At 72.4% G+C, this 25,188-nt stretch carries 25 protein-coding genes and 1 riboswitch; of the genes, 14 read left to right on the top strand and 11 right to left on the bottom strand.

The genetic code is table 11. The annotated features are described in order from the left end of the window. Positions 1-62: 62 nt before the first annotated feature. Positions 63-881: a DUF3152 domain-containing protein gene (locus tag ASG23_RS19875; protein WP_235520992.1), complete on the bottom strand. Its 819-nt coding sequence runs from the start codon at positions 879-881 to the stop codon at positions 63-65. 152 nt (positions 882-1,033) lie between these two features. Between ASG23_RS19875 and ASG23_RS09960 the strand changes: the two genes are divergently transcribed. Further along, a complete protein-coding gene (locus ASG23_RS09960; RefSeq protein WP_056023816.1) occupies positions 1,034-1,702 on the top strand; it encodes a TetR/AcrR family transcriptional regulator in 669 nt (222 codons plus the stop codon). Between the two features lie 93 nt (positions 1,703-1,795). Beyond that, a complete protein-coding gene (locus ASG23_RS09955) occupies positions 1,796-2,020 on the top strand; it encodes a DUF3107 domain-containing protein (protein WP_056024546.1) in 225 nt (74 codons plus the stop codon). 64 nt (positions 2,021-2,084) lie between these two features. On the opposite strand, the gene ASG23_RS09950 is transcribed toward ASG23_RS09955, so the two are convergent. Next, entirely contained in the window at positions 2,085-2,819 is a 735-nt protein-coding gene (locus tag ASG23_RS09950; protein WP_056023813.1) for a ferritin-like fold-containing protein, read from the bottom strand. A 333-nt stretch (positions 2,820-3,152) separates the two neighbouring features. Between ASG23_RS09950 and ASG23_RS09945 the strand changes: the two genes are divergently transcribed. After that, on the top strand, positions 3,153-4,919 hold the full coding sequence (locus ASG23_RS09945; RefSeq protein ID WP_082516103.1) for a DEAD/DEAH box helicase: 1,767 nt from the start codon (positions 3,153-3,155) through the stop codon (positions 4,917-4,919). A 54-nt stretch (positions 4,920-4,973) separates the two neighbouring features. On the opposite strand, the gene ASG23_RS09940 is transcribed toward ASG23_RS09945, so the two are convergent. Next, the gene (locus ASG23_RS09940) at positions 4,974-5,597 is read right to left on the bottom strand and encodes a MarC family protein (protein ID WP_056023808.1); all 624 of its coding nucleotides are present in this window, start codon (positions 5,595-5,597) and stop codon (positions 4,974-4,976) included. Continuing rightward, positions 5,594-6,436 (bottom strand): PHP domain-containing protein, encoded by an 843-nt coding sequence (locus ASG23_RS09935; RefSeq protein ID WP_056023805.1) that lies wholly within the window; start codon positions 6,434-6,436, stop codon positions 5,594-5,596. Before ASG23_RS09935 ends, ASG23_RS09940 begins: the two co-directional genes overlap by 4 nt. Positions 6,437-6,496: 60 nt before the next feature. On the opposite strand from ASG23_RS09935, the gene ASG23_RS09930 reads away from it, so the two are divergent. After that, positions 6,497-8,023 (top strand): aminopeptidase P family protein, encoded by a 1,527-nt coding sequence (locus ASG23_RS09930; RefSeq protein WP_056024543.1) that lies wholly within the window; start codon positions 6,497-6,499, stop codon positions 8,021-8,023. Between the two features lie 179 nt (positions 8,024-8,202). On the opposite strand, the gene ASG23_RS09925 is transcribed toward ASG23_RS09930, so the two are convergent. Next, a complete protein-coding gene (locus ASG23_RS09925) occupies positions 8,203-8,913 on the bottom strand; it encodes a general stress protein (protein WP_056023802.1) in 711 nt (236 codons plus the stop codon). Between the two features lie 128 nt (positions 8,914-9,041). Here ASG23_RS09925 and ASG23_RS09920 point away from each other — a divergent pair, with 128 nt between their 5' ends. From ASG23_RS09920 to ASG23_RS09880, 9 genes are all read left to right on the top strand, one after another. Further along, positions 9,042-10,349, top strand: a complete 1,308-nt coding sequence (locus tag ASG23_RS09920; protein WP_056023799.1) for a magnesium transporter MgtE N-terminal domain-containing protein — start codon at positions 9,042-9,044, stop codon at positions 10,347-10,349. After that, positions 10,342-10,902, top strand: a complete 561-nt coding sequence (locus ASG23_RS09915; RefSeq protein ID WP_056023796.1) for a DUF1003 domain-containing protein — start codon at positions 10,342-10,344, stop codon at positions 10,900-10,902. The genes ASG23_RS09920 and ASG23_RS09915 overlap by 8 nt, the downstream gene beginning before the upstream one ends. A gap of 37 nt (positions 10,903-10,939) precedes the next feature. After that, the gene (locus ASG23_RS09910; RefSeq protein ID WP_056024540.1) at positions 10,940-12,079 is read left to right on the top strand and encodes an Mrp/NBP35 family ATP-binding protein; all 1,140 of its coding nucleotides are present in this window, start codon (positions 10,940-10,942) and stop codon (positions 12,077-12,079) included. A 222-nt stretch (positions 12,080-12,301) separates the two neighbouring features. Next, the gene (locus ASG23_RS09905; RefSeq protein ID WP_056023793.1) at positions 12,302-13,087 is read left to right on the top strand and encodes a DeoR/GlpR family DNA-binding transcription regulator; all 786 of its coding nucleotides are present in this window, start codon (positions 12,302-12,304) and stop codon (positions 13,085-13,087) included. Further along, complete coding sequence (galT, locus tag ASG23_RS09900; protein WP_056023790.1) at positions 13,084-14,265, top strand: galactose-1-phosphate uridylyltransferase; 1,182 nt, start codon at positions 13,084-13,086, stop codon at positions 14,263-14,265. Before ASG23_RS09905 ends, galT begins: the two co-directional genes overlap by 4 nt. Beyond that, positions 14,262-15,467, top strand: coding sequence for a galactokinase (gene galK / locus ASG23_RS09895; protein ID WP_056023787.1), 1,206 nt, complete (start codon positions 14,262-14,264; stop codon positions 15,465-15,467). Before galT ends, galK begins: the two co-directional genes overlap by 4 nt. Before the next feature lie 241 nt (positions 15,468-15,708). Then, the gene (locus tag ASG23_RS09890) at positions 15,709-16,728 is read left to right on the top strand and encodes a hypothetical protein (RefSeq protein ID WP_056023784.1); all 1,020 of its coding nucleotides are present in this window, start codon (positions 15,709-15,711) and stop codon (positions 16,726-16,728) included. Continuing rightward, positions 16,725-17,525, top strand: a complete 801-nt coding sequence (locus ASG23_RS09885) for an ABC transporter ATP-binding protein (RefSeq protein WP_056023782.1) — start codon at positions 16,725-16,727, stop codon at positions 17,523-17,525. The genes ASG23_RS09890 and ASG23_RS09885 overlap by 4 nt, the downstream gene beginning before the upstream one ends. Beyond that, on the top strand, positions 17,522-18,766 hold the full coding sequence (locus ASG23_RS09880) for an ABC transporter permease (protein WP_056023778.1): 1,245 nt from the start codon (positions 17,522-17,524) through the stop codon (positions 18,764-18,766). The genes ASG23_RS09885 and ASG23_RS09880 overlap by 4 nt, the downstream gene beginning before the upstream one ends. Positions 18,767-18,940: 174 nt before the next feature. On the opposite strand, the gene ASG23_RS09875 is transcribed toward ASG23_RS09880, so the two are convergent. Continuing rightward, positions 18,941-19,483: an ArsR/SmtB family transcription factor gene (locus ASG23_RS09875; protein WP_056023775.1), complete on the bottom strand. Its 543-nt coding sequence runs from the start codon at positions 19,481-19,483 to the stop codon at positions 18,941-18,943. A gap of 57 nt (positions 19,484-19,540) precedes the next feature. Between ASG23_RS09875 and ASG23_RS09870 the strand changes: the two genes are divergently transcribed. Then, the gene (locus ASG23_RS09870) at positions 19,541-20,827 is read left to right on the top strand and encodes an MFS transporter (protein ID WP_082516038.1); all 1,287 of its coding nucleotides are present in this window, start codon (positions 19,541-19,543) and stop codon (positions 20,825-20,827) included. Between the two features lie 28 nt (positions 20,828-20,855). Here the strand turns inward: ASG23_RS09870 and ASG23_RS09865 are convergent, their stop codons facing one another. From ASG23_RS09865 to ASG23_RS09845, 5 genes are all read right to left on the bottom strand, one after another. Beyond that, positions 20,856-21,668 carry an exodeoxyribonuclease III gene (locus tag ASG23_RS09865; protein ID WP_056023769.1) on the bottom strand — a complete coding sequence of 271 codons (813 nt, stop codon included), beginning with the start codon at positions 21,666-21,668 and terminating at the stop codon, positions 20,856-20,858. Between the two features lie 56 nt (positions 21,669-21,724). Next, on the bottom strand, positions 21,725-22,204 hold the full coding sequence (locus ASG23_RS09860; protein WP_056023766.1) for a VOC family protein: 480 nt from the start codon (positions 22,202-22,204) through the stop codon (positions 21,725-21,727). 71 nt (positions 22,205-22,275) lie between these two features. Further along, entirely contained in the window at positions 22,276-23,157 is an 882-nt protein-coding gene (locus tag ASG23_RS09855; protein WP_056023763.1) for a bifunctional methylenetetrahydrofolate dehydrogenase/methenyltetrahydrofolate cyclohydrolase, read from the bottom strand. Continuing rightward, complete coding sequence (glyA, locus tag ASG23_RS09850; RefSeq protein WP_056023760.1) at positions 23,157-24,446, bottom strand: serine hydroxymethyltransferase; 1,290 nt, start codon at positions 24,444-24,446, stop codon at positions 23,157-23,159. Before glyA ends, ASG23_RS09855 begins: the two co-directional genes overlap by 1 nt. A gap of 65 nt (positions 24,447-24,511) precedes the next feature. Continuing rightward, a riboswitch (ZMP/ZTP riboswitch) is annotated at positions 24,512-24,600 on the bottom strand. Between the two features lie 81 nt (positions 24,601-24,681). Beyond that, positions 24,682-25,176: a GNAT family N-acetyltransferase gene (locus tag ASG23_RS09845; RefSeq protein ID WP_056023757.1), complete on the bottom strand. Its 495-nt coding sequence runs from the start codon at positions 25,174-25,176 to the stop codon at positions 24,682-24,684. Positions 25,177-25,188: the final 12 nt, after the last annotated feature.

The raw sequence follows: 25,188 nt of genomic DNA, 5'->3' as shown, positions 1-25,188 counted from the left end.
CGCCGATCCCATCACGAGCCACCGACACCCGAGCGCACGACCCGCGCGCACCGGAAAGACCGTTACGGGAACGGCCAGGGGTTCGGCGTGCAGGGCGCCGCTCTGTAGCTCTGCTGCTGCATCAGCGGCGCCCGTTGACCTGCCCCAGGGCATCCCTCGTGCCGGTGCCCGAGCAGGTGCCCGACCTCGTGGTTGACCAGGTACTGCCGGTACGCCACCTTGTCCGCGGCGTACTCGTCGGTCGCCAGCACCCACCGGCGCAGGTTCAGGACGGCGCGACCGTTCGTCCCGCACGACACCTCGCCCTCGGTGTCCAGGGGTGCGCACAGGACGTCGACCGTCGTCGGGGAGGCCAGGATCACGCGCAGCTCCGCGTCGCCGTCGGTCCGCGCGAACGACAGCGACCCGTCGGCGCCCCAGCCGCGCGGGTCGTTGAGGGTCGCCATCACGGTCGCTGCGAAGGCCGGCCCGTCCACGAGGAGCCCGTCCTCCACCTCCACCCGCACGGTGCGGACCGCGCCCGTGCCGGGCCCCGGGTCGGCACCGGGGACGACGCTGAACGTGCCCGCACCGGCCTCGAGCACGTCGGGCGAGAGCAACCCCGCGGCCACGTCCTGGGCGGTCAGACCTGGGGGCAGGGCGACGATCCCGGGGGGCGGCTCCGTGGGCAGCATCCCGACCGGCACCTCCACCGGCTCCGGCGCGGGCGTGTCCCGCCCGGCGGACGCCCGGCTCTGCGAGCCGGCCCGGTCGACGATCTCGGCGGGCGCCGGAGCCGGGGACACGGGTCCGAGCGCCGCATCCACCAGCGCCGCGGTCTGTGGCGCATCCGCGGCCCAGAGCGCACTGCCGGCGCCCAGGGTGAGCCCGAGGGTAGCCACGACCACCGGGAGAGCACGCGCTCGGCGTCGACGACGAGGGACCGACGGCCGCAGGGACGCACGCGTCGGTCCCTGGTCCGTCCGGAGCGGTTCCCAGGTCGTCACCTGGTCATCGTCGCATCCCCGACACATCCCGTCGCTACCATCGCGGGATGACGGACGGGACAGACGCCTCGACCCCGCGGGCACGCAGCCCGCGGATGGCTCGCGACGAGCGCCGTGCCCAGGTGCTGCGCATCGCTCAGGAGCTCTTCTCCTCCGAGGGCTTCCACCACGTCTCCATGGACGACATCGCCGAGCGGGCCGAGGTCAGCAAGCCCGTCCTCTACCGCCACTTCCCCTCGAAGCTCGACCTCTACCTCGCCGTGGTCGACCAGAACGGCGCCGACCTGCTGGTCGCCGTCGATACGGCGGTGTCGGGGATCGAGCAAGGGCCGGTGCGCCGGGGTGACGGTCGCGACGTCATCGCTGCGATCGTCGAGGCGTACATCATGTTCGTCGAGGGCGCAGGAGAATCCTCCGCGCTGCTGTTCGAGTCCGATGTCACGCACGACGCCGACGTGCGCGCGCGGGTCGAGCACGCCTCCTCCGAGGCCGCCCGGCGCATCTCCGTCGTCCTGTCGCAGGTCACAGCGCTGCCGCTCGACGATGCGGCGATGCTCGCGGTCTCGCTGATCGCCATGGCGCAGGGCGCAGCGACGCACCGCCTGCGTCAGCCGTCCGACGCCGGGCCCGAGCGCACCGTCGAGCTGGTGACCCAGCTGGCGTGGGGCGGGGTGTCCGCGTTGATCCGGCCCGACTTCGAGTACGAGGACGCCTAGGATCGGACGACGTGCCACGGCCCACCGGCCGCGGCAGGCCCGGGACGACCCCCGAGAACCACAGCGGGGAGTGAGGACGTGAAGGAGATGACGGTGGAGATCACCATCGGCGTGCAGAACCTGCCTCGGGAGATCAGCCTCGAGTCCGACCAGACGCCGGACGAGGTCGCTGCCGCCGTGGCCGCCGCCCTGAGCGGACGGCCGGCTCTGGAGCTGGTCGACGTGCGTGGGCGTCGGATCATCGTGCCGACCGCGAGCCTCGGCTACGTCGAGATCGGCTCCGAGTCGAAGGGCCGCGTCGGCTTCGGCAACATCTGACCGGTCGTACAGAGAGCCCCGCACGCAGTACTCGTGCGGGGCTCTCTGGTGTCTGCGGGTGCGGTCAGGCCGTGAGGCCGAGGCGGCTCATGCGGCGCGTGTGCTGGGCGGTCAGCTCGCCGAAGAGCTTGGTGGGAGCGTTCGCCGGTGCGGTGTCCTTGCTCGTGCCCTGGTTCGCGGAACCGATCGCAACGAGCCGCACCAGGGCGGGACGCTGCACCAGCAGCCGCTGCACCACGCCGAGCGCCTCACCCACCAGCCGCCGACCCCAGAGCGCGAGGCGGGCGGTGAGCACGCCGTCCGCGGACCCCGCGGCATCCAGCTCCGCGACGGCCAGCTCCGCGTGGGAGGCGTCGTCGAGGACCTCGAGCACCACCGCGCGCGAGTCCGCGTCGAGGCCCTCGGCGGCGAGGCGGCAGAAGTCGTCGGCGACGCCGTACCCGACGTAGGCCTTGAGCAGGCGCTCCCACCACGAGCTGGGCTGCGTGCGGGCGTCGAAGTCGTCGAGCACGTCGTCGTACTGGCGCACGGCCGCGACGGGGTCGCCGCCGATCTCGATGATGCGGGCCAGCACCCGGTCCCGACGCTCGACCGCGGCCGACGCGAACCGGCTCAGCTCGAGGCGCTGCTCGATGGTGGGAGCCAGCGCGGAGTCGGCGGCCAGGCGGGCGAACGCCACGTGCTCGAGCTGCGCGACGAGGCCGAGGAGCTCGATCGTGTCCGCGAGCTCTGGCGAATCCGCCGCCGGGACGGTCTCCGGAGAGGTCGCCGGACCGGTGCGTGCGGGCGTCGTCGTCATCCGAGGATCGTAGCCCCGGCACGGCGGCGACCGGCCTGCCGGAGGCGTCAGATAGACTGTGCAGGTAATTCGGTTGCCCGGTCGTCTCGAAATCCCAGCTCGTTCGACGATCAGACCCATTCTCGCGCAGCCCCGGACCCGTCCGGACGACGCGCGCGAGTCGACTTGCACGATCGGCTGCCGGCCAACCCGCGTGGTGAACTCCGCTGTCGCCCGGGACGCTCCGACACCCGTCGGCCCCGGCAGCGCGCGGCCCACCACCCTTCGCAGTGAAGAGTCCTCGTGACCACCACCGACGAGACGCCGGAGCAGGTCTCTGCTCTGGCCGAGCCCATGACGCACCCCCTGAAGAACACCTGGTCCTCCGTGCAGGCCGTCGAGGCCTCCTTCGCGGACTTCGACGTCCGCCCGGAGATCGTCCAGGCGCTGGCCGACGCCGGCATCACGCACCCGTTCCCCATCCAGGCGATGACCCTGCCGGTCGCCCTGTCCGGCCACGACATCATCGGTCAGGCCAAGACGGGTACCGGCAAGACCCTCGGCTTCGGCGTCCCGCTGCTGCACCGCGTGGTCGCCCCCGGCGAGGAGGGCTATGAGCAGCTGCCCCACGCCGGCAAGCCGCAGGCCCTCGTCGTCGTGCCCACGCGCGAGCTCGCCGTCCAGGTGGCCGGCGACCTGGCGACCGCCAGCTCCCGCCGCAAGGTCCGCGTGCTCCAGGTCTACGGCGGCCGCGCGTACGAGCCGCAGATCGCCGCGCTGAACAGCGGCGTCGACGTGGTCGTCGGCACCCCCGGCCGTATGATCGACCTGCTCAAGCAGAAGCACCTCGACCTCTCGCACGTGAAGGCGGTCGTGCTCGACGAGGCCGACGAGATGCTCGACCTCGGCTTCCTGCCGGACGTCGAGACCCTGCTGGCAGCGACCCCCGCGAGCCGCCACACGATGCTGTTCTCAGCCACCATGCCGGGCGCCGTCGTCGCGATGGCCCGCCGCTACATGACCCAGCCGACGCACATCCGCGCCGCGGACCCGGACGACGACGGCCAGACCGTCAAGAACATCAAGCAGGTCGTCTACCGCGCGCACGCCCTCGACAAGGTCGAGATGCTGGCCCGCATCCTGCAGGCCCGCGGTCGCGGCCTGACCATCGTCTTCGCGCGCACCAAGCGCACCGCCGCCAAGGTGGCCGACGACCTGGTCGAGCGCGGCTTCGCGGCCGGCGCGCTGCACGGCGACCTCGGCCAGGGCGCCCGCGAGCAGGCGCTCCGCGCGTTCCGGCACGGCAAGGTCGACGTCCTGGTCGCCACCGACGTCGCCGCCCGCGGCATCGACGTCGAGGCCGTCACACACGTCATCAACTACCAGTGCCCCGAGGACGAGAAGACCTACCTGCACCGCACCGGCCGCACGGGCCGCGCGGGCGCCAAGGGCACCGCGGTCACGTTCGTCGACTGGGACGACATCCCCCGCTGGGGCCTGATCGACAAGGCGCTCGGACTGGGCATCCCGGAGCCGATCGAGTCGTACTCCAGCTCGGCGCACGTGTACGAGGACCTCGACATCCCCGAGGGCACCAAGGGCCGCCTGCCGAAGTCGCAGCAGACGCGCGAGGGCCTGGGCGCGGAGAAGCTCGAGGACCTGGGCGAGACCGGCAAGCGTGGCGGCGGCAGTGGCGGGCGTCCGGCCGGCGGCTCGCACTCCGACCAGATCCGGGGCGGGCGCGGTGGCGACTCGCGTCGCGGCAGCGACTCGCGTCGCAGCGACTCCCGCTCCACCGACACTCGTACCGCGTCAGCGCCGCACACCACCGCGCCGCAGGCCTCCGCACCGCAGTCCGAGCGTCCCGCCGACGAGTCCGGCGAGCCCCGCGAGGGTGGCACCCGCCGCCGCCGTGGCGGCCGCGGCCGGGGTCGCGGCGAGGCCGGTGCCGAGAACACGACGCCGTCCGCGGAGTCGCCGGCGAACGGTCCGGCCACCGAGCAGAGCACCGACGGCGCGTCCACCAGCGCCACCCGCCGGAGCCGCAGCCGTCGTCGCACGCGCAGCGGTCAGGCCGCCGAGGGCGGAGGCGCCCCGCAGGCGTCGGCCACCGAGTCCTGACAGACAGACAGCCGAGAGGGTGCGTGCTCCCGAGCAGGAGCACGCACCCTCTCGCTATGCCGCCTTGATGAACGCCTCCACCGCGTCGGCCACGAGCTGGACCGCGATGGCGGCGAGCAGGAGCCCCGCGATCCGGGTGACCAGGATGGTGCCGGAGTCGCCCAGGACGCGGTGGATGACGTTGGCGAACCGCATCGCCAGGTAGAGCGCCACGTGCACGGCGACGACGCCGAGCGCGATGGCGACCCAGTCGGCGGCGGTCTTGTCGGACTGCTGGACGAACACCATGGTGGCGACGATGGCGCCGGGGCCGGCCAGCAGGGGCGTGCCCAGCGGCACGAGGGCGACGTTGACCTTCCCGTTCCCCGATGGCTGCGGCTCCTCCATCTTGCCGGTCAGCAGCTCCATGGCGATGAGCAGCAGGAGCAGCCCGCCGGACGCCTGCAGCGCGGGCAGCGTGATGTGCATGTAGTCCAGCAGCGACTGCCCGAACAGCGCGAAGGCCACGATGACGCCGAGTGCGACGATCACCGCCTGGCGCGCGGCCCGGTTGCGCTGCTGGCGGGTCATCGCACCCGTCAGCCCGAGGAAGATCGGCACGACCCCGGGCGGGTCCATGATCACGAACAGCGTGATGAAGACGGACGCGAACAGGTACGCGTCGAAGACCTCGCTCACGGCCTGACCACCGGCGAGGTCCCCTGGTCCTCGATCGCCGCGAGCACCTCGGGCGCGGTCAGGTTCTCCCCGAGCCGGTTGGCCTTGCCGGCACCGTGGTAGTCGCTCGAACCGGTCACGAGCAGCCCGAGCCGGTCGGCGATCGCGGTCAGCCGCTCGCGCTGCGCGGGCGAGTGGTCGCGGTGGTCCACCTCGATCCCGCCCAGGCCGGCCTCGGCGAGGCGGTCGAAGACTCGGTCGGGCACGATCCGGCCGCGGGCGTCGGCGCCGGGGTGGGCGAAGACGGGGACACCACCGGCCGCACGGATCGCGCGCACGGCGTCCGGGCCGTCGGGGGCGTAGTGGGGCACGTGGTACGGCCCGGCGGCGGAGAGCAGGTGCGTGAACGCGGCGTCCCGGTCGGGCACGACGCCGCGGGCGACCAGGGCGTCGGCGATGTGCGGGCGACCGACGACGATCGCGTCGCGGGAGTGCTCCAGCACGTCGTCCCAGGTGATCGGCACGTCGACGGCGAGCAGCTCGACGATCGCCCGGGCCCGGTGGAGGCGCGCGTCGCGCGTCCGGTCCAGCTCGACCGTCAGCGCCGGGTGCGTCGGGTCCTGGAGGTAGGACAGCAGGTGGATGCTGATCCCGTGGGCCCGGGCCGAGACCTCGGTCCCCCGCACCAGGGCGATGCCATGGTCCCGCGCTGCCGCTGCTGCTTCGGGCCAACCCGACGTCGTGTCGTGGTCGGTGAGGGCGACGACGTCAAGCCCGGCGGCCGCCGCGTCCGCCACCACCTGCGCGGGCGCATCGGTCCCGTCCGACGCCGTCGAGTGGGTGTGGAGGTCGATGCGCACGCGCTCACGCTAGCTGCACCCGTCACCGACCTCGGCCCAGGCTGGTGCGAGGATGGCGCCATGAGTGAGGACCTGACGCCGGAGACCGCCACCGAGCAGCCGCTCGCCGACCGCGGCAGCAACCGTTCCCAGCGGCCCGGCTCGGCGGAGTTCGTGCGGTTCATCACGTCCGGGTGGGGCGCGCGTGCGTCGACGCCCCTCGAGCGCAGCCCGGCCGCCGACCACACCGCCGCGCGACGTTCGGCGCTGTCGGCGCAGTTCCCGGGCGAACGGCTCGTCATCCCCGCCGGCACGTTCAAGCCGCGGTCCAACGACACCGACTACCGCTTCCGCCCGCACTCCGCGTTCGCGCACCTCACCGGCCTGGGGTCCGAGCAGGAGCCGGACGCGGTGCTGGTCCTGCACCCCGTCGAGGACGGCACCGGCGACGACGGCAGCGGTCATCACGCGGTGCTCTACATCCGGCCGCTCGCGGGCCGGGACACGGTCGAGTTCTTCTCGGACGCCCGTTACGGCGAGTTCTGGGTGGGCGCGCGTCCGACGCTGGAGGATCTCGAGGCGCTCACGGGCATCAGCACCGCGCACCTCGACGACCTGCGCGACGGGGTGGCCAAGGACGTCGGCGTGGACGGCGTGCAGGTGCGGGTCGTCCCCGACGTGGACGAGGCGATCGAGGACCTGGTCGAGGAGATCCGCGCCACCGAGGAGGCCGGGAAGAGGGACGAGAAGCTGGCCGAGGCTCTCTCGGAGCTCCGGCTGGTCAAGGACACCCACGAGATCGAGCAGATGCGCCTCGCCGTGGACACCACCATCGACGGCTTCGAGAAGATCGTCCGCGCACTCCCCCAGGCCGTCGCGCACCGCCGCGGCGAGCGGGTCATCGAGGGCACGTTCATCGGCCACGCCCGCCAGGAGGGCAACGCCGTCGGGTACGAGACGATCGCCGCGTCCGGCGAGCACGCCACGACGCTGCACTGGATCGACAACGACGGCCGGGTGACCCCGGGCGAGCTGGTGCTCGTGGACGCCGGCGTCGAGGTCGACTCGCTGTACACGGCCGACATCACCCGGACGCTGCCGATCGACGGGACGTTCACCGAGGTCCAGCGCCGCATCTACCAGGCGGTGCTCGACGCCGCGGACGCCGGGTTCGCGGCCGCCGTGCCCGGCGCCCGGTTCCGGGACGTCCACGAGGCCGCCATGAAGGTCATCGCGGCGCGGCTCGAGGAGTGGGGGCTGCTGCCGGTCACCGCCGAGGAGGCACTGCTGCAGGAGAACCAGCACCACCGGCGGTGGATGGTGCACGGCACCAGCCACCACCTCGGACTCGACGTGCACGACTGCGCGCAGGCACGCGCGGAGCTCTACCTCGACGGGGTCCTCGAGCCCGGCATGGTCTTCACCATCGAGCCGGGCCTGTACTTCAAGTCGGACGACCTGCTGGTCCCGGCGGAGTATCGCGGCATCGGGGTGCGCATCGAGGACGACGTGCTGGTCACCGCCGACGGCAACGAGAACCTCTCGGCCGCGCTGCCCCGGCACCCCGACGCCGTCGAGGCGTGGATGGCGGGACTTCTCCGCGGCTGAGGTGTCGATCGGGGCCGCCGGTCGGCGTCACCTCGTGTGAAGGGACATCCCGACACAGGAGGCAGACATGGAACCGAACCTCGCACTGCTGTTCTGGAAGGCCGCCACGCTGCGCGAGGTGCGCAGCGCGGGCCCCGACGCCCCGCAGGTCGAGCCGGCGCCCACGGTCGGCGAGCGGCTCAGGGCGCGGTCGGTGGCCCGGTCGGAGGCGCGGACGTCGGCCCGGGCTGACCGGGTCGGTCGGAGGGCGGTCCGGTCGGCGGAGCGGGTGGTCCGGGCGGCGCGACCGGCGGCACGGTCGGAGACCCCCACGGCTGGGACCCCCCAGCCGGCGGGTACGCACCCGACGGATCCGACGGGCTGGTGGTGGTGATCGGCGCCGGCGGACGCGCGGGCCAGCCGGACTGGACGCCACCGATCTCGCGCAGGAGCTCGCGCGCCTTGTGCGCCTGCTCCTGCCGGCACAGCACCGCGTAGGACGACGCGACGATCTGGCTCGTCGACGTGAAGTCCCGCTTCCCGCGGGAGAACGAGTACGTGAGGATCGCGAACAGCAGTCCGAAGGCGCCACCGATGAAGATCGCCGGCACCAGCGGGCTCTGCGCGCCCGGCGCGCTGAAGAGGCTGAGCAGGAGCCCGACGAAGAGGCCGAACCACGCTCCGGACAGGAACCCGCCGAGCGCGACGCGCGGGTAGGAGAGGCGTCCGGTGACGCGTTCGACCATCTTCAGGTCGGTGCCGACGATCGTCACCAGCTGCACCGCGAACGCGTTGTCCGCGAGGTGGTCGACGGCCTTCTGCGCCTCGAGGTAGGTGGAGTAGGAGGCGACCGTCTCGCCCTGCGGCGGGGTCGGGGTGCGCGGGGGTCGGGCGTTACCGGAGAACGACATGCCGCGATCCTCCCCCAGCCCTGAGGGGATCGCCAGACCCGACAGCCCGGTGACTAGCGGTGGAACAACGCGCGTCGTACGCGGTGGCGCGACGGCCGACTGCCCGTGCCCGGTCTAGGCTGACCGACGTGAGCAGCGTCGGGACCAGGGTGTTCGTCGCGCGCCTTGCCGGGACCAACGTGTTCGACCCCCTCGGAGACCAGGTGGGACGGGTGCGTGACGTCGTCGTGCTGGTGCGCCCCAAAGGGCTGCCCCGGGCCGTCGGCCTCGTCGTCGAGGTGGCCGCGCGTCGGCGCGTGTTCCTCCCGCTCACCCGCGTCACCGCGATCGACTCCGGGCAGGTCATCTCGACCGGCCTGGTGAACATGCGCCGGTTCGAGCAGCGCGCCTTCGAGACGCTCGCGGTGGGCGAGCTGCTGGACCGCACCGTCGAGTTCGTCGACGGCTCCGGGCAGGCGTCCATCGAGGACGTCGCCATCGAGCTGCAGCGCAACGGTGACTGGGTGATCTCCAAGGTCTTCGTCCGCCGCATGCCGGGTGGGCGCTCGGGTCTCCTGCGTCGTCGGGGCGAGACGCTGCTGGTGGCCGTCGACGAGGTGACCGGGCTCGGGCAGGCGAGCGCCGCCCAGGGTGCGGAGCTGCTCCTCGCGCAGTACGAGGACCTCAAGCCGGCCGACCTCGCCGACGTGCTGCACGACCTCGGCCTCACCCGACGGCTGGAGGTGGCCAGCGCACTCGACAACGAGCGGCTGGCCGACGTGCTCGAGGAGCTGCCCGAGGACGACCAGGTGGGCATCCTGCAGGGCCTGGCCATGACCCGCGCGGCCGACGTGCTCGAGGCCATGCAGCCCGACGACGCCGCCGACCTGCTGGGCGAGCTGCCCGACGACCAGGCCGCCGAGCTGCTCGAGCTCATGGAGCCCGACGAGGCGAAGGACGTCCGCCGGCTGCTCGCCTATGAGGACAACACCGCGGGCGGTCTGATGACCACCGAGCCGGTGATCCTCGGTCCGGAGACCCCCATCGCGGCCGCGCTGGCGCACGTGCGCCGTCAGGACCTCACGCCCGCGCTGGCGTCGATGGTGTTCGTCGCGCGCCCGCCGCTGGAGACGCCGACCGGTCGGTTCATCGGCGTCGTGCACCTGCAGCGGTTGCTGCGCGAGCCCCCGCACGAGGCCATCGGTTCGATCGTCGACACAGACATCGAGTCCATCCCCGTCGACGCCCCGCTGCTGTCGGTGACCCGGAACCTGGCCACCTACAACCTGCTGGCCCTGCCGGTGGTCGACGCCGAGAAGCGCCTGCTCGGCGTGGTCTCCGTCGACGACGTCCTGGACCACCTCCTGCCCGAGGACTGGCGGGAGACCGACGACGAGGGCAACTTCCCGGACACGAGCGTCCTCGGCATCACGCGCCCGGGGGTGAGCCGTGGCTGACCGCCTGGACACGCCGCTGGAGACGCGGCGCCGGTTCATCCGTCGGCCGCAGCTCGACGAGGACGCGTCCGGGAAGATCTCCGAGAGCATCGCGCGGTTCCTGGGGACCCCGCGCTTCATCATCTACCTGACGTTGTTCTGCCTGGTCTGGATCGCCTGGAACATCTGGGCCCCCGAGGGCATGCGGTTCGACCAGGCCGCGAACGGGTTCACGGCGCTCACGCTCATGCTCTCGCTCCAGGCCTCGTACGCCGCGCCCTTGATCCTGCTCGCGCAGAACCGGCAGACCGACCGCGACCGCGTGCAGGCCGAGCAGGACCGGCAGCGCTCCGAGCGCAACCTCGCGGACACCGAGTTCCTGGCCCGCGAGATGGCGGCGCTGCGCATCGCGCTGTCCGAGGTGGCCACCCGCGACTTCGTCCGCTCCGAGCTGCGCAACATGCTCGAGGACCTCACCGCGGACCGCGACGGGGACAAGGAGCACGAGGGCGAGCGCTCCGAGAGGAAGAGCGACCGCACCCGCGGCGGCGCGGACCGGCAGGCGCGGGGCTGACCGCGGGACTCACTCCGACCGACCTACGATGGGCTCCATGCCGGACCCCACCGACCCGCTCCTCGATGCCATCCGCGACGCGCTGACGCACGTCCTCGACCCCGAGATCAAGCGTCCGATCACCGACCTCGGCATGGTCCGCTCCGTCGAGGTCGTCGGATCCCGGGCGACGGTCGGCATCGACCTGACCACTCCCGGTTGCCCCCTCAAGGACACCCTCACCCGCGACGTCAGCGCGGCCGCGGCGACCGTCGAGGGGATCGACGACGTCTCCGTCGTGTTCGGCGTGATGTCGGCCGAGCAGCGTGCGGCGCTGCGGACGCTGCTGCGGGGCACGGCCTCCGAGCCGGTCATCCCGTTCGCGCAGCCGGGCTCGCTCACCAAGGTGTTCGCGATCGCGTCCGGCAAGGGCGGCGTCGGCAAGTCGTCCGTCACGGCCAACCTGGCGGTCGCGATGGCCGCCGACGGGCTGAAGGTGGGCATCGTCGACGCTGACATCTACGGCTTCTCGATCCCGCGGATGCTCGGGGTCACGCGGCAGCCGACGCGGGTCGACGACATGCTGCTGCCGCCCGAGGCGTTCGGCGTCCTGGTCGTCTCGATCGGCATGTTCGTCCCGCCCGGGCAGCCGGTCGTCTGGCGGGGACCGATGCTGCACCGCGCGCTGCAGCAGTTCCTCGCGGACGTGTTCTGGGGCGACCTCGACGTGCTCCTGCTCGACCTTCCGCCCGGCACCGGAGACATCGCCATCTCGGTGGCGCAGCTGCTGCCGAGCTCCGAGATCGTCGTCGTCACGACCCCGCAGGTCGCGGCGGCCGAGGTGGCCGAGCGGGCGGGGTCCGTCGCCGTGCAGACCCGGCAGCACGTGGTGGGCGTCGTGGAGAACATGTCGTGGCTCGAGCAGCCCGACGGGTCGCGGCTCGACGTCTTCGGCACCGGCGGCGGGCAGAGGGTCGCCGACAACCTCACACGGATCACCGGCGGTGACGTCCCGCTGCTCGGGCAGGTGCCGCTGGACGTACGCCTGCGCGAGGCGGGCGACGCGGGCACCCCCGTCGTGCTGAGCGCCCCGGACTCCCCCGCCGCGCAGGCACTCGTGGGCGTGGCGCGCTCCCTGACGGCCCGTCGCCGCGGTCTCGCGGGTCGCTCCCTGGGCCTGACCCCGGCGGGCCGCTGACGCAGCTGCCGCCCGGCACCCGCAACGTCCGCACGATCGAGCGCCTCAGAAACCGAACCCGCGGACGCAGCCCATCACCTTCCGCAACGTCCGCACGATCGAGCGTCCCGGCGACCGAATCTGCGGACGTCCGCACTCCCGGGGGGGTGGAACCTGTGCGTACGTGGACCTCGTCGGCACCTGCATGTTGAAGTTTGTTGGATTGCGTGCGAGAGTGTTCGGGTGCTCGCCTCCCAGCGTCAGGACCGGATCCTGGCTGCCGTGCGTGCCGACGGGGCCGCACGCGTCGCCGACCTCGTCGAGAGCCTCGACGTCTCGGACATGACCGTCCGGCGCGACATCGCCGAGCTCGCCCGGGCCGGGCTGGTCCGCCGCGTGCACGGCGGCGCGGTCGCTCCCGACGCCCTCGGCCGGCCCACCGACGAGCCGGGCTTCGAGGCGAAGCGTTCCTGGGCGGGCCCCGAGAAGGCGGCGATCGCCCGGTCCGCGCTCGCCACCATCGAGCCCGGCCAGGCGATCGCCCTGTCCGCAGGAACGACCACGTACCTGCTGGCGGAGCTGCTCGCCGGTGCTGACATCGCGAACCTCACGGTGGTGACCAACGGCCTGCGCATCGCCGACGCCCTGCACGGCGCGGCCGACGTCGAGGTCATCCTCACCGGTGGGGTCCGCACACCGTCCGACGCGCTCGTCGGCCCCGTCGCAGACGCCACGCTGGCGAGCCTGCGCGTCGACCGCACCTTTCTCGGCGTGCACGGCCTCGACGCGAGCGGCCTGACCACGCCCAACCTCGCCGAGGCTGCCACCGACCGCGCCCTCATGGCCTGCGCCGCTGCGACCACGGTGCTCGCCGACCACACCAAGTGGGGGGTCGTCGGCCTGGCCCGGATCGCCCCCCTCGACGACGTCGACACCCTTCTCACCGACGACGCCCTGCCCGCCGACGCACGACGACACCTGACCGGAGCGGCCCTCCGCCTGGTCACCACCTCAGGAGCCACTCCGTGACAGCACCCGTCAGAATCACTCCGACCACCTTGGCTGACGGTCGGGAGCTGATCTACTTCGACGACTCCGAGCCGTACGTCTCAGGCGGCGCGACCCGCACCCTGACCGACGCGCGCCCTCTCGTGGACAGGTTCGCACCGGTGCCCGACGCGGACGGGGTCCCGCAGCCCGTCACCGGTCCGGAGCTGCGCCGCGACCCGCTCACCGGCGAGTGGATCCCGATGGCCGCCCACCGGATGAACCGCACGTTCCTGCCGCCGGCCGACGCCAACCCGCTGGCCCCCGCCAAGCCCGGCGCGGTGTACCAGGACGGCGAGATCCCCGCCGAGGACTACGACGTCGTCGTCTTCGAGAACCGCTTCCCGTCTCTGCTCGCTGTCCCGGGGATCCCGGACGCGCCGGTGCAGCGCGATGGCGAACCCCTCTGGACCGTCCGGCCCGCCGCCGGGCGCTGCGAGGTCATCTGCTTCTCGGCCGACTCGACCGCGTCGCTGAGCACGGTGACACCGCGCCGGATGCGGACGATCGTGGAGGCCTGGACGCAGCGGACGGAGGCGCTCAGCGCGCTGCCCGGCATCGAGCAGGTGTTCGTGTTCGAGAACCGCGGCAAGGAGATCGGCGTCACACTGCACCACCCGCACGGACAGATCTACGCGTTCCCGTACGTCACCCCGAGGACGACCGCGATGCTCACCGAGGCCCGCGCGCACCACGAGCGGACCGGTCGCCTGCTGGGCCGGGACGTCCTGGACGCCGAGCTGGCGCACGGGGAACGGATCGTCCTGGAGTCCGAGCACTGGGTGGCGTACGTGCCGTTCGCGGCGCGCTGGCCCGTCGAGGTGCACCTGGCCCCCCGACGCGACGTCCCCGACCTGCCGGCTCTCACCGACGCGGAGCGCGACGACCTGTCGACCGTCTACCTGGCGCTGCTGCAGCGGCTGGACCGGTTCTTCGTCGGCCCCGACGGCGAGACGATCCCCCTGCCGTACATCTCCGGCTGGCACCAGGCCCCGACCCGCCAGGGCAGGGACGTCTCCCGCCTGCACCTCCAGCTGTTCTCGGTGCTGCGTGCACCGGGCAAGCTCAAGTACCTCGCCGGCGTGGAGTCCGGCATGGGGGCCTGGATCAGCGACACCACCCCCGAGCGCATCGCGACCCGACTGCAGGAGCTGGCATGACCGCCGACGTGACCTGGCTGGACCTCTGGACCCCGCAGGAGGGCGAGGACCGCATCCGCGCTCTCTTCGCGGGCCGGTTCGAGGCCGAGCCCGACGGCACCTGGTCGGCACCCGGCCGCGTGAACCTCATCGGTGAGCACACCGACTACAACGGCGGTCTGTGCCTGCCCATCGCGCTCCCCCACCGCACCTGGGCGGCGCTGCGCCGTCGCGACGATGACCTCGTGCGGCTCGTCAGCGCGCAGGAGCCGAACGGTCTGCGGACCGTCGATCTCGCCGAGGTGGCGGCGGGGACGGTCAACGGCTGGGTCGCGTATGTCGTCGGCGTCGCGTGGGCGCTGCGGCAGGCCGGTCACGCCGTGTCCGGGTTCGACGTCGCGATCGACTCGTGCGTGCCGTACGGCGCCGGGCTGTCGTCGTCCGCGGCGTTGGAGGCGGCGACGGCCGTCGCGCTCGACGCGGTGTTCGGGCTGGGTCTGGCAGCCTCCGACGACGGCCGCGCCACCCTGGCCTCGTTGTGCGTGCGCGCCGAGAACGAGATCGCCGGGGCACCCACCGGCGGCATGGACCAGGCGGCGTCGCTGCGGTCGCAGGACGGTCACGCGCTCCTGCTCGACTGCCTCGACGGCTCCGTCCGGCACGTCCCGTTCGACCTCGCGGCGCACGAGCTGGCGCTGCTGGTGGTCGACACCCGCGCCGAGCACGCACTGGTCGACGGGCAGTACGCCGCGCGCCGGGCCACCTGCGAGGCGGCGGCCGCGCGGCTCGGAGTGGGGACGCTGCGTGAGGTCTCCGACGACCCCCGCGGGCTGGAGTGGGCCCTGGGCAAGCTCGACGACGAGGTCCAGGTGCGACGCGTCCGGCACGTGGTCAACGAGATCGACCGCGTGACCTGGTTCGTCGCGCTGCTCGATGCCGGGGAGCCTGCCCTCGTCGGGACGCTGATGAACTCGTCGCACGCCTCGCTGCGCGACGACTACGAGGTGTCGTGCCTCGAGCTGGACCTCGTGGTGGACACCGCCAGCGCGGCCGGCGCGGTGGGGGCGCGGATGACCGGCGGCGGGTTCGGCGGGTCGGCGATCGCACTGGTCGCAGCGGACGAGGTGGACCGGGTGGCGCAGGCGGTCGCCGACGCGTTCGCGAACCAGGGCCTGCGGGCTCCGGCGTTCCTGGTGGCGACGGCGGCCAGTCCGGCCGCCTGACCCGACGGGCACCACCACAGCACGGACCGCGGGGGTCCGGCGCGACGAGCTCGCGTCGGACCCCCGCCTTCATTCCGACACGCCACGGTTCTTGACCGCTAATACGTATCGCGCAGTAGTGTCTGCCGCACGGTAACGAAACGCACGGCCGACCATGTCATCCCCACGACGGATCCCCTGGTCACGGTGCCCTCGGTACGTTCCGTCGCAGCCGTCCCAACCACCCCAGAGGAGCGCGACCGTGGGGGTCACCCGCAGGATCATCTTCCCGACCATCCGTCTGATCCTGTGGGCGGTCATCGCGGCCGCCCTGGTGAAGATCGCCTTCGCGGGGGCCGACGTCAGCACCGTCGACACCTCGCTACAGCCGACCGGTGCCATCGTCGAGCCCACCGTCGAGGTGGCCACCGCGACCGTGACCAACGCGGTCACGGTGCAGGCGTCGGTGACCCCGGACCCGGCGGTCGTCGTGCGAGCCACGCTGGCCGGCACCGTCTCCAAGCTGCTGGCCGCCGACGGGGCAGCGGTCGCCGCCGGCACGCCGGTCCTCGAGATCCGGCAGGAGACGCCGCAGGACCCCGTCGTCCGGACCGACCCGGAGACCGGCGAGCAGACCACCACGGAGCGCAGGCCCAAGGTCACGCTCGAGACGGTCACCGCCCCGGTCGCCGGCACGCTGACGCTGCCCACGCTGAAGGACCAGGTGGTCTCCGTCGGCGACGAGGTGGGCAAGGTCGCCCCCGGCACGTTGTCGGTCGCCGGGACCCTCACGCCCGACCAGCAGTACCGGCTCGTGGGCGCACCGACGCAGGCGAGCGTCACGCTCACGGGCGGTCCGGCGCCGTTCGAGTGCACGGGCCTGCGGGTCGGCGCGGCGCCGACCACGGGCAGCGACGAGGCGACCGAGGTCACCCCGAGCTCGTCGGGCACCGTCACCTGCGCGATCCCCGCAGGCATCACGGCGTTCCCGGGTCTCGGCGCGACGATCGAGATCACCAACGGCACCGCGGCCGACGCCGTGGTCGTGCCGATCACCGCGGTGCAGGGCACGGTCCAAGCCGGCAACGTCTGGGTGGTCGCTGGCGACGGCAGCAGCGAGAAGCGCGCGATCATCCTCGGGCTGACCGACGGGAAGAACGTGCAGGTGACCGAGGGCCTCGCGGTCGGCGACACCATCCTCGAGTTCATCCCCGTGCCGGGCGGCACCGGCCAGCCGGTGGACTGCAGCGTCACCTACGACCCGGCGGTCTGCGGCGGATGAGCCTCCTCGAGCTCACCGACGTCACCCGGTCGGTCCGGCTGCCCGACGACCGGCTGCTGCACATCCTGCAGGGCGTGACCGTCGCGGTCGACGCCGGCGAGCACGTCGCGATCGTCGGCCGGTCCGGCACCGGCAAGTCGACGCTGCTCAACATCCTCGGGCTGCTCGATGCGCCGACGTCCGGGCAGTACCTGCTGGAGGGCGTGCCCATCGGGAAGCTGTCCAACGGCGACCGCACGCGACGCCGAGGCCGGGACTTCGGGTTCGTGTTCCAGCAGTTCAACCTGCTCCCCGGCCGCACCGCCCTCGAGAACGTCTGCGCTCCCCTGCTCTACGCGCGCGGCCGGCAGTTCTGGTCCCGCACACGGCTGGCTGCGGAGATGCTCGAGCGGGTCGGGCTGGGCGACCGCGTGGACACCATGCCCGACAAGCTGTCCGGCGGGGAGCAGCAGCGCGTCGCGATCGCCCGCGCGCTGGTGCGCGGACCCCGCGTGATCCTCGCCGACGAGCCGACCGGTGCCCTGGACGTCGACACCGGCGGGGAGGTCATGGACCTGCTCGACGAGATCGCGTCGCAGACCGGTGCCGCCCTGGTGACGATCACGCACGACCTCGCGGTCGCGTCCCGCGCCGAGCGCCAATTCCGGCTCGCCGAGGGGGTCCTGGTGCCGATCAGCCTGGACACGTCGTCCGAGTGGGTGGGCGACGTGCCCCTCGTCGCGGACCGCTCGTCCCACACCGAGCGGCGCCTGCCCGACGCCCTGGTCTCCGTCGACGACTCGGAGCTCCACGCATGACCGGCGTCGTCGGCGCCATCGTCGAGGCCTGGGGTGAGCTGCGGATCCACAAGCTCCGCGTCCTGCTCGCGTTGATCGGCGTGGCCTGCGCCGTCACCGCCATCACCGGGGTCACCGCGCTCGTGTCCATGCTCAACCAGGCGTTCACGGAGCAGACCGAGCGCCAGTCGGGCCGCAGCGTCACGCTGAACGTCAACGCGTGGCCGAGAGACGCCGGTGCCGCGGCGCCGGCCGGGTGGGACGAGGCGTTCGAGCGGACGCTCGAGCGCTACGACATCACCTACGCCAGCCGCAACGAATGGACTCAGGCGCTCGTGCGGTTCCCGGACGGCACCCGCGCGACACAGGTGCAGGCGGTGGACGCCGACCTGGGCACCATCAACCGCATCGTGCCCGAGCAGGGCCGCTGGTTCACCGACGCCGACGAGTCGGCGCTGGCACCGACCCTCGTCGTCAACGAGGCGTTCCTGCACGCGTACGGGCTCACCGACCTGTCGTCGCGCCCGATCGTGGCGCTGGGCGACCGGTCGCCGGTCACCGCGTCGGTCATCGGCGTCCTGCACGACGACTGGCCCGGCGCCGAGCCGTCGGCATACGTCCTGTACGAGCAGTTCCACCGCTGGATCGGCCCGGACGGTTCCGGGGCGCAGTCCGGCGGCTCGGGGCCGACGACGGCCGACCCGATGATGCCCGTGCAGGTGCCCACGATGTTCCTGTGGGTGCCCGCCGACCGATCGGCCGCGATCGGCGAGAGCATCGCGCGCGACCTGCAGGCCGACGCCCCCGGCTGGCAGGTCGAGGTCATGGACAACGCGTTCGACGACGGCGGGCTCGACAAGGCGACGACGTGGGTCGGCATCGGGGTCGGGGGGTTCGCGCTGCTCCTGGGCGGGCTGGGTCTGGTCAACATCGCCCTCGTCACCGTGCGCTACCGGATCCGCGAGATCGGGATCCGCCGGTCGTTCGGCGCGACCTCGGGACGCGTGTTCTTCGGGGTGCTCCTCGAGTCGGTGGTGGCGACGGTGGTGGCCGGACTCGTCGGCGTGGTGCTGGCCGTCGCGATCATCAAGAACATCCCCGTCGAGCGCGTGTTCGGTGGAGGGATCCAGGACATGCCACCGTTCCCGTTCAGCGCCGCCCTGGTCGGGATGGCAGCCGCCGTGGCGGTCGGCGCTCTGGCAGGGCTGATCCCGGCCACGTTCGCCGTCCGCGTCAAGGTGATCGACGCTATCCGGTACTGACGTATGACATGCCGAAAAGGTTGTGCACCCAGCGGTGGATGTGTGACGGGGAGCCCCCTGCCTACCCTCGTACCTGCACGAGCGAGCGCGTGACGACGCCGCCGGGCGCCCGCGGAGGGCCGGGCGCCCGGCGTCGACCGGGCGAGGCGGGCTGATCAGCCTGCTCGGCGGGCCCTACCCGTCGCTCACGGCGCCGCGCGGAGGCGTCTGACGCGTCACGTCCTCGTGCAGCGCCCAGAAGACGGAGTACGGCGTGCCGTCCGCGGTGGGCGGCCGCTGGGCGAAGTCGTCGAGAACGGCGCCGATCCGCCGCGCGAGCTCCTCGAGCCCGGCGGCGTCGAGCCGCAACCCCAGGCGCGTGGTGAGCACGTCCTGCGGGTCGACGAGGGCGACCTCCTCGAGGAACGTGTCGATCAGGATGCGGCTCATGCCGGGACCACCGGGGGTCCGCCACGACTTGCCGGTGGCGCGGTACGGCACCTCGCGTGACCCGCGCGTCCCCCGCCGGGTAGGCAGCGCCGCGAGGAAACCGCGGTCGACGAGGGTGCGCACGTGGTGCAGGACGGTGGCGGGGTTGCGGTCGAGCCGCTCGGCGATCTCGCGGTTGGTGAGGGCCTCGTCCAGGCACAGTCGCAGGATGCGGAGGCGGATGGTGCTCGCAAGGGCGCGTGCGTCGGCGTCGATGTCGGCCGTGTCGCGGGCGGCGGGCTCGGTCATGGCCCGATCCTCGCACAGTGATTGACATTTCCCAATCAGTTGTCTGATGCTGGCCCCGTGAGCACCTCCGACACCACCACCGCCGGCCGGTCGCTGATCCACCACCCGGACTTCCGTCGGCTCTGGACGGGCGACGCCCTCGGTCAGCTGGGCGCCCAGCTCACAGTCCTCGCGCTGCCGATCTTCGCGGTCCAGCAGCTCGCCGCCACCGAGTGGGAGATGGGGGTCCTCACCGCCGCCGAGTTCGCGGCGTTCCTGCTCATCGGGCTTCCCGCAGGCGCCTGGGTGGACCGGATGCGCAAGCGTCGCGTGCTCATCGTCGCGGACCTGGTCCGCGCAGCCGTCTTGGCCACCGTGGTGGTGACCGCTGCCACCGGCCACGCGTCCATCCCGCTGCTCGTGGTCGCCGCGCTGGTCATCAGCGCCGCCACCGTCTTCTTCGACGTCTCGCACCAGAGCTACATCCCCGGCCTCGTCGGGCTCGACCACCTCGTCGAGGGCAACTCGAAGCTGCAGGCGACGGCGTCCGTGGCCCAGGTCGCGGCTCCCGCGCTCGGCGGTCTGCTGCTGCGGGTCATCGCCGCGCCCGCGCTGATCGCCGTCACGGTGGTCACGTACCTCGTCTCGGCGTTCGCAGTCAGCCGGATCCGGCAGGTGGAGACACCACCGCACCGCGACACGCGCCGCCCTCTGCGCGTCGAGATCGCCGAGGGTCTGCGGTTCGTCGTGCACGAGCCCTACCTGCGCCGGATCGTCGCGTGCACCTCGCTGGGCAACTTCGCGGGTGCGATCAGCGGCGCCGTGCTCGTCATCTACGTGCTGCGGACGCTCGACCTGGACACCGCCGCCTACGGCGCCATCCTCTCCGCCTCCGCCGTCGGCGGGCTGCTGGGGGCGGTCGTCGCGGGCCGGCTCGCCCAGCGGATCGGCGAGGGCCGCGTCATCCCGCTGTCCGCGCTGGTGATGGCGCCGGCAGCCGCACTGACGCCGCTCGCGTCCCTCAGCGACCTGCCTGCACCCGCCGTGCTCATCGTGGGCGGCGCAGCCTTCGGCTTCGCCGTCATCGTCTACAACGTGGCGCAGGTGAGCTTCCGGCAGAGGGTGTGCCCTCCCCCGCTGCTCGGGCGCATGAACGCGTCGGTGCGGTTCATCGTGTGGGGCTCGATGCCGATCGGCGGGCTGCTCGGCGGCTGGCTCGGGACCCACCTCGGCGTGCTGCCGACTCTCTGGGTGTCCGTCGGCGTCATGGCGCTCGCCGCGGTCCCTGTCGTCGTCTCGCCCCTGCTCCGGATGCGCGACCTGCCGGGCGCCCCCGTGGCCGAGGAGCCGGCACCTGCCGCCTGACGCGCCGGACCGAGCGCAGCTGCGAGCGTCAGAGGTCGTACTCGACCACCACGGGGGCGTGGTCCGAGAACCGCTCGGCATAGGTCGCCGCACGGTCCACCGTCGCGCGGACGGCGGCGTCGCCGAGGTCCGGCGTGGCCAGCTGGTAGTCGATGCGCCAGCCGGCGTCGTTGTCGAACGCCTTCCCGCGCCACGACCACCACGTGAACGGTCCCGGCCCGTCGCCGCCCAGCTCGCGGCCGAGGTCGTGCCAGCCCAGGTCGTCGAACCAGCGGTCCAGGTAGGCGCGCTCGCGCGGGAGGAAGCCGGCGGACTTCACGTTGCCCTTCCAGTTCTTGATGTCCACCTCGCGGTGCGCGATGTTCACGTCCCCGGCGACGACCGCGTACCCGCCCTGTTCCCCGATGTCCGCCAACCGGCCCGTGACATGGTCGAGGAAGGCGTACTTCTCGTCCATCGACGGCGTACCGGCCGTGGCGGAGTGCAGGTAGGTGGACACGACGGTGATGCTCCGCGCGGGAGCGCCCTCGTGCGCCGGGAGCTCCAGGTCGGCCTCGACCCAGCGACCGGAGTCACCGGTCACGCCCGTCTTCAGCCCGATTCGGACGGCCGTCATCGGCAACCTGCTCGCGATCGCGACGCCCGCGCGACCCTTGGACTCGCTGGCCTCGTGCGCGAGGTGCCACTCCCCTGCCGGCAGGTGGTCGGCCAGGATCTCGTCCGACGCGCGCACCTCCTGCAGCAGCACGACGTCCGGCTTCCGGGCCTCCAACCAGGTACCCATGCCCCGCTTGTAGGCAGCCCGGATCCCGTTGACGTTCACGCTCGCGATGGTCAGCACCGGACCATCCAACCCGATGCCACCGACAGGTCCGACCAGCTTCGACCTGTTCCCGATCAGTCGCCGCGGTACGCCGCCTCGAGGGCAGCGACGTCGAGCTTGCCCATCGTCAGCATCGCCGCCATGGCGCGCGCGACCCCGTCGGCGTCGGGGCGGGACATCACGTCCTCCAGCTGGACGGGGACCACCTGCCAGGAGACGCCGAACTTGTCGATGAGCCAGCCGCACTGGCTCGGTCGTCCGCCGTCGGCGGTGAGCGTCTCCCAGTAGTGGTCGACCTCCGCCTGGTCCTGGCAGTCCAGGACGAACGAGAAGGCCTCGTCAAGCGTGAGGGCCGGGCCGCCGTTGAGGAACGTGGCCCGGAGGCCGTCGATCGTCAGCTCGACGATGAACTCGGAGCCCTCGGGGACGCCCGGCGTGCCCGGTGGTGCTGTCGTGACGGAGTGGATCACGGTGTTCGGGATGACGTCGGCGTAGAACCGCGCGGCCGACGCGGCCTGGTCGTCGAACCAGAGGTGCGGACGGACGATGCCCATGACTGCTCCTCACTCCCGACGGCCGGGGCGGCCGTCCCTGGAGACAGCCTGGCCCCGACCGCAGGAGGTTGTCAGCCGAGCAGGCGCTCCGCGGTGTCCACCACGTTGCTGAGCAGCATCGCGCGGGTCATCGGCCCGACGCCGCCGGGGTTGGGCGACACCCACGAGGCGACCTCGTGCACACCGGGGTCCACGTCGCCGACGACGCGGCTCTTGCCGGTCTCCGGATCGGTGGACCGCGAGACGCCGACGTCGATGACGACCGCGCCCGGCTTGATGATGTCCGCCGTGATGATCCCCGGCACGCCCGCAGCCGCGATGACGACGTCGGCGTTGCGGGTGTGCTCCGCGAGGTCCTCCGTCCCCGTGTGCGTGAGCGTCACGGTCGCGTTGATCTCCCGGCGGGTGAGCAGCAGCCCGATGGAGCGGCCGACGGTGACCCCGCGACCGACGATCACGACGTCCGCACCGCGCAGGTCGATGTCGTGCCGCAGCAGCAGGTCGATGATGCCCCGCGGGGTGCACGGCAGCGGCGAGGTGACCGGCTCGTTGACCCGCAGGACCAGGCGCCCGAGGTTGGTCGGGTGCAGCCCGTCGGCGTCCTTGTCCGGGTCGACCAGCTCCAGGACCCGGTTCGTGTCGATGCCCTTGGGCAACGGCAGCTGCACGATGAACCCGGTGCACTCCGGGTCCTCGTTGAGCCTCTGGACGGCCGCCTCGATCTCGTCCTGCGTGGCCGTGGCCGGCAGGTCCTCACGGATCGAGGCGATGCCCACCTCGGCGCAGTCCTTGTGCTTGCCGGCCACGTACCAGCGCGAGCCGGGGTCGTCGCCGACGAGCAGCGTGCCCAGCCCGGGGCGGATGCCCCGGACCGCGAGCGCCGCGACCCGCTCGGTCAGCTCGGCCTTGATCCGGGCCGCAGTGGCGGTCCCGTCGAGGAGCTGAGCCGTCATCAGTACTGCTGCAGGTCGGAGTACAGCGGGAAGCCGTCGGTGAGCTTGAGCACCCTGGCCCGCAGCGCCGCGACGTCCGTGGCCGCACCGTTGATCAGCGCGGTCGCGATGATGTCCGCCACCTCGGTGAACTCGACGTCGCCGAAGCCACGCGTGGCCAGCGCCGGTGTGCCGATGCGCAGACCGGAGGTGACGCGCGGGGGGCGCGGGTCGAACGGCACCGCGTTGCGGTTCACCGTGATGCCCGCCGAGTGCAGGAGGTCCTCGGCCTGCTGTCCGTCGAGGTCGGAGTGCCGCAGGTCCACCAGGACCAGGTGCACGTCGGTGCCGCCCGTGAGGACGGAGACACCGGCCGCGGCGACGTCCGGAGCGGACAGGCGCTCGGCGATGAGGCGCGCACCGTCGAGGGTGCGCTGCTGACGGTCCTTGAACTCCTGCGTGGCGGCCACCTTGAACGCGACGGCCTTGGCGGCGATCACGTGCATGAGCGGGCCACCCTGCTGGCCCGGGAAGACGGCCGAGTCGATCTTCTTGGCGTACTCCTCGCGGCTCAGGATGAAGCCGGAGCGCGGGCCGCCGATCGTCTTGTGCACCGTGGAGGACACGACGTCCGAGTGCGGCACGGGGCTCGGGTGCAGACCCGCGGCCACCAGGCCGGCGAAGTGCGCCATGTCGACCCAGAGCTTGGCTCCGACCTCGTCGGCGATGGACCGGAAGGCCGCGAAGTCGAGCTGGCGCGGGTAGGCGGACCAGCCGCCGATGATGACGTCGGGACGCTGCTCGAGCGCCTTCTCGCGCACGACGTCCATGTCCACCAGGAACGTCTGGGGGTCCACGCCGTAGGCGCCGACCTGGTAGAGCTTGCCCGAGAAGTTGATCTTCATGCCGTGCGTCAGGTGGCCACCGTGGGCCAGCTCGAGGCCGAGGATCTTGTCGCCCGCGCTGATCAGGGCGTGCAGCACGGCGGCGTTGGCCGTGGCGCCCGAGTGCGGCTGGACGTTGGCGTGCTCGGCCCCGAACAGCTCCTTGGCGCGGGTGATCGCGATGGTCTCCGCGATGTCCACCTGCTCGCAGCCGCCGTAGTAGCGGCGGCCCGGGTAGCCCTCGGCGTACTTGTTGGTCAGCACGGAGCCCTGCGCCTGCAGGACCGCGCGGGGTACGAAGTTCTCGCTCGCGATCATCTCGAGCGTGCCCTGCTGGCGGGCGAGCTCACCGTCGAGGACGGCGGCGATCTCCGGGTCCAGCTGGGAGATGTTCTGATCCATCAGAGGGATCTGGTCGGCGCTCATGAAGCACTCCTGTCGGCAGTCAGCGTGTACGCGCGCGTCCGGCACCCGCACACTCGTGTGTGGTGACCGGGGGCCCAGGCGTCCGACCCGTTGGTCTGCTGCTGCGTCGCTCCCCGGTGGTGACCCACCTGCTGCGCCAGTCGCGACCGGGACAGGGTAGCAAGCCGAACGCCGCACGGGGAGCCGTCAGCCGGTGGGCGGTTCGACGGCGGCTGGTCGCACGGCGACGGCGACGTCAGGCGGTCGGCTCGCCGTCCCCCAGGATCTTGCGCAGGTACGCGTACGTGAGGTCACCGGCGGTCTGGTCGTGCTGGTGCTCGTAGCCGTGCTTGGCGTAGAGCGCGAGGTTGTGGACCGAGTCGCGTCCGGTGAACACCCAGACCTCCTCGATGCCCTCGGGCAGGTGCGGCAGGATCGCCATGAGCAGCTGCGTCCCGAAGCCCTGGCCCTGCAGGTCGGGGGCCACGGCGAAGCGTCCGAGCGTGGCCTTCGGGCCCTCGATGAGCATCCGGATCGAGCCGACGAGGCGGTGCCCGTACCAGCCGCCGAGCGTGATGACGCCGTCCGCCTGCAGGTCTTCCTGGAGCTCCTCCAGGGTCTGCGTGAGCGGCGGGATGTGCGGGTCCCCGTACTGCTGGGCCTCGGTGACGAACGCGGCGCGGCGCAACGTCAGCAGCTCGCCTGCGTCGTCGATGGTCACCGAACGGATGTCGAGGTCAGGCTGCGTCATGCGGCCCATCGT

Origin of the sequence: Cellulomonas sp. Leaf395, assembly GCF_001424125.1 — a bacterium.
Lineage (GTDB): Bacteria > Actinomycetota > Actinomycetes > Actinomycetales > Cellulomonadaceae > Cellulomonas.
The sequence above is the reverse complement of the archived record's forward strand: the minus strand, read 5'-3'. Positions and strand labels throughout refer to the sequence as shown.

Bases quoted from the DNA above. Each gene is read 5' to 3' on its own strand.
- ASG23_RS09960 (WP_056023816.1), top strand. From the start codon at position 1,034: ATGACGGACGGGACAGACGCCTCGACCCCGCGGGCACGCAGCCCGCGG.
- ASG23_RS09950 (WP_056023813.1), bottom strand. From the start codon at position 2,819: ATGACGACGACGCCCGCACGCACCGGTCCGGCGACCTCTCCGGAGACC.
- ASG23_RS09945 (WP_082516103.1), top strand. From the start codon at position 3,153: ATGACGCACCCCCTGAAGAACACCTGGTCCTCCGTGCAGGCCGTCGAG.
- ASG23_RS09930 (WP_056024543.1), top strand. From the start codon at position 6,497: ATGAGTGAGGACCTGACGCCGGAGACCGCCACCGAGCAGCCGCTCGCC.
- ASG23_RS09925 (WP_056023802.1), bottom strand. From the start codon at position 8,913: ATGTCGTTCTCCGGTAACGCCCGACCCCCGCGCACCCCGACCCCGCCG.
- ASG23_RS09910 (WP_056024540.1), top strand. From the start codon at position 10,940: ATGCCGGACCCCACCGACCCGCTCCTCGATGCCATCCGCGACGCGCTG.
- galK (WP_056023787.1), top strand. From the start codon at position 14,262: ATGACCGCCGACGTGACCTGGCTGGACCTCTGGACCCCGCAGGAGGGC.
- ASG23_RS09885 (WP_056023782.1), top strand. From the start codon at position 16,725: ATGAGCCTCCTCGAGCTCACCGACGTCACCCGGTCGGTCCGGCTGCCC.
- ASG23_RS09880 (WP_056023778.1), top strand. From the start codon at position 17,522: ATGACCGGCGTCGTCGGCGCCATCGTCGAGGCCTGGGGTGAGCTGCGG.
- ASG23_RS09875 (WP_056023775.1), bottom strand. From the start codon at position 19,483: ATGACCGAGCCCGCCGCCCGCGACACGGCCGACATCGACGCCGACGCA.
- ASG23_RS09860 (WP_056023766.1), bottom strand. From the start codon at position 22,204: ATGGGCATCGTCCGTCCGCACCTCTGGTTCGACGACCAGGCCGCGTCG.
- ASG23_RS09855 (WP_056023763.1), bottom strand. From the start codon at position 23,157: ATGACGGCTCAGCTCCTCGACGGGACCGCCACTGCGGCCCGGATCAAG.
- glyA (WP_056023760.1), bottom strand. From the start codon at position 24,446: ATGAGCGCCGACCAGATCCCTCTGATGGATCAGAACATCTCCCAGCTG.
- ASG23_RS09845 (WP_056023757.1), bottom strand. From the start codon at position 25,176: ATGACGCAGCCTGACCTCGACATCCGTTCGGTGACCATCGACGACGCA.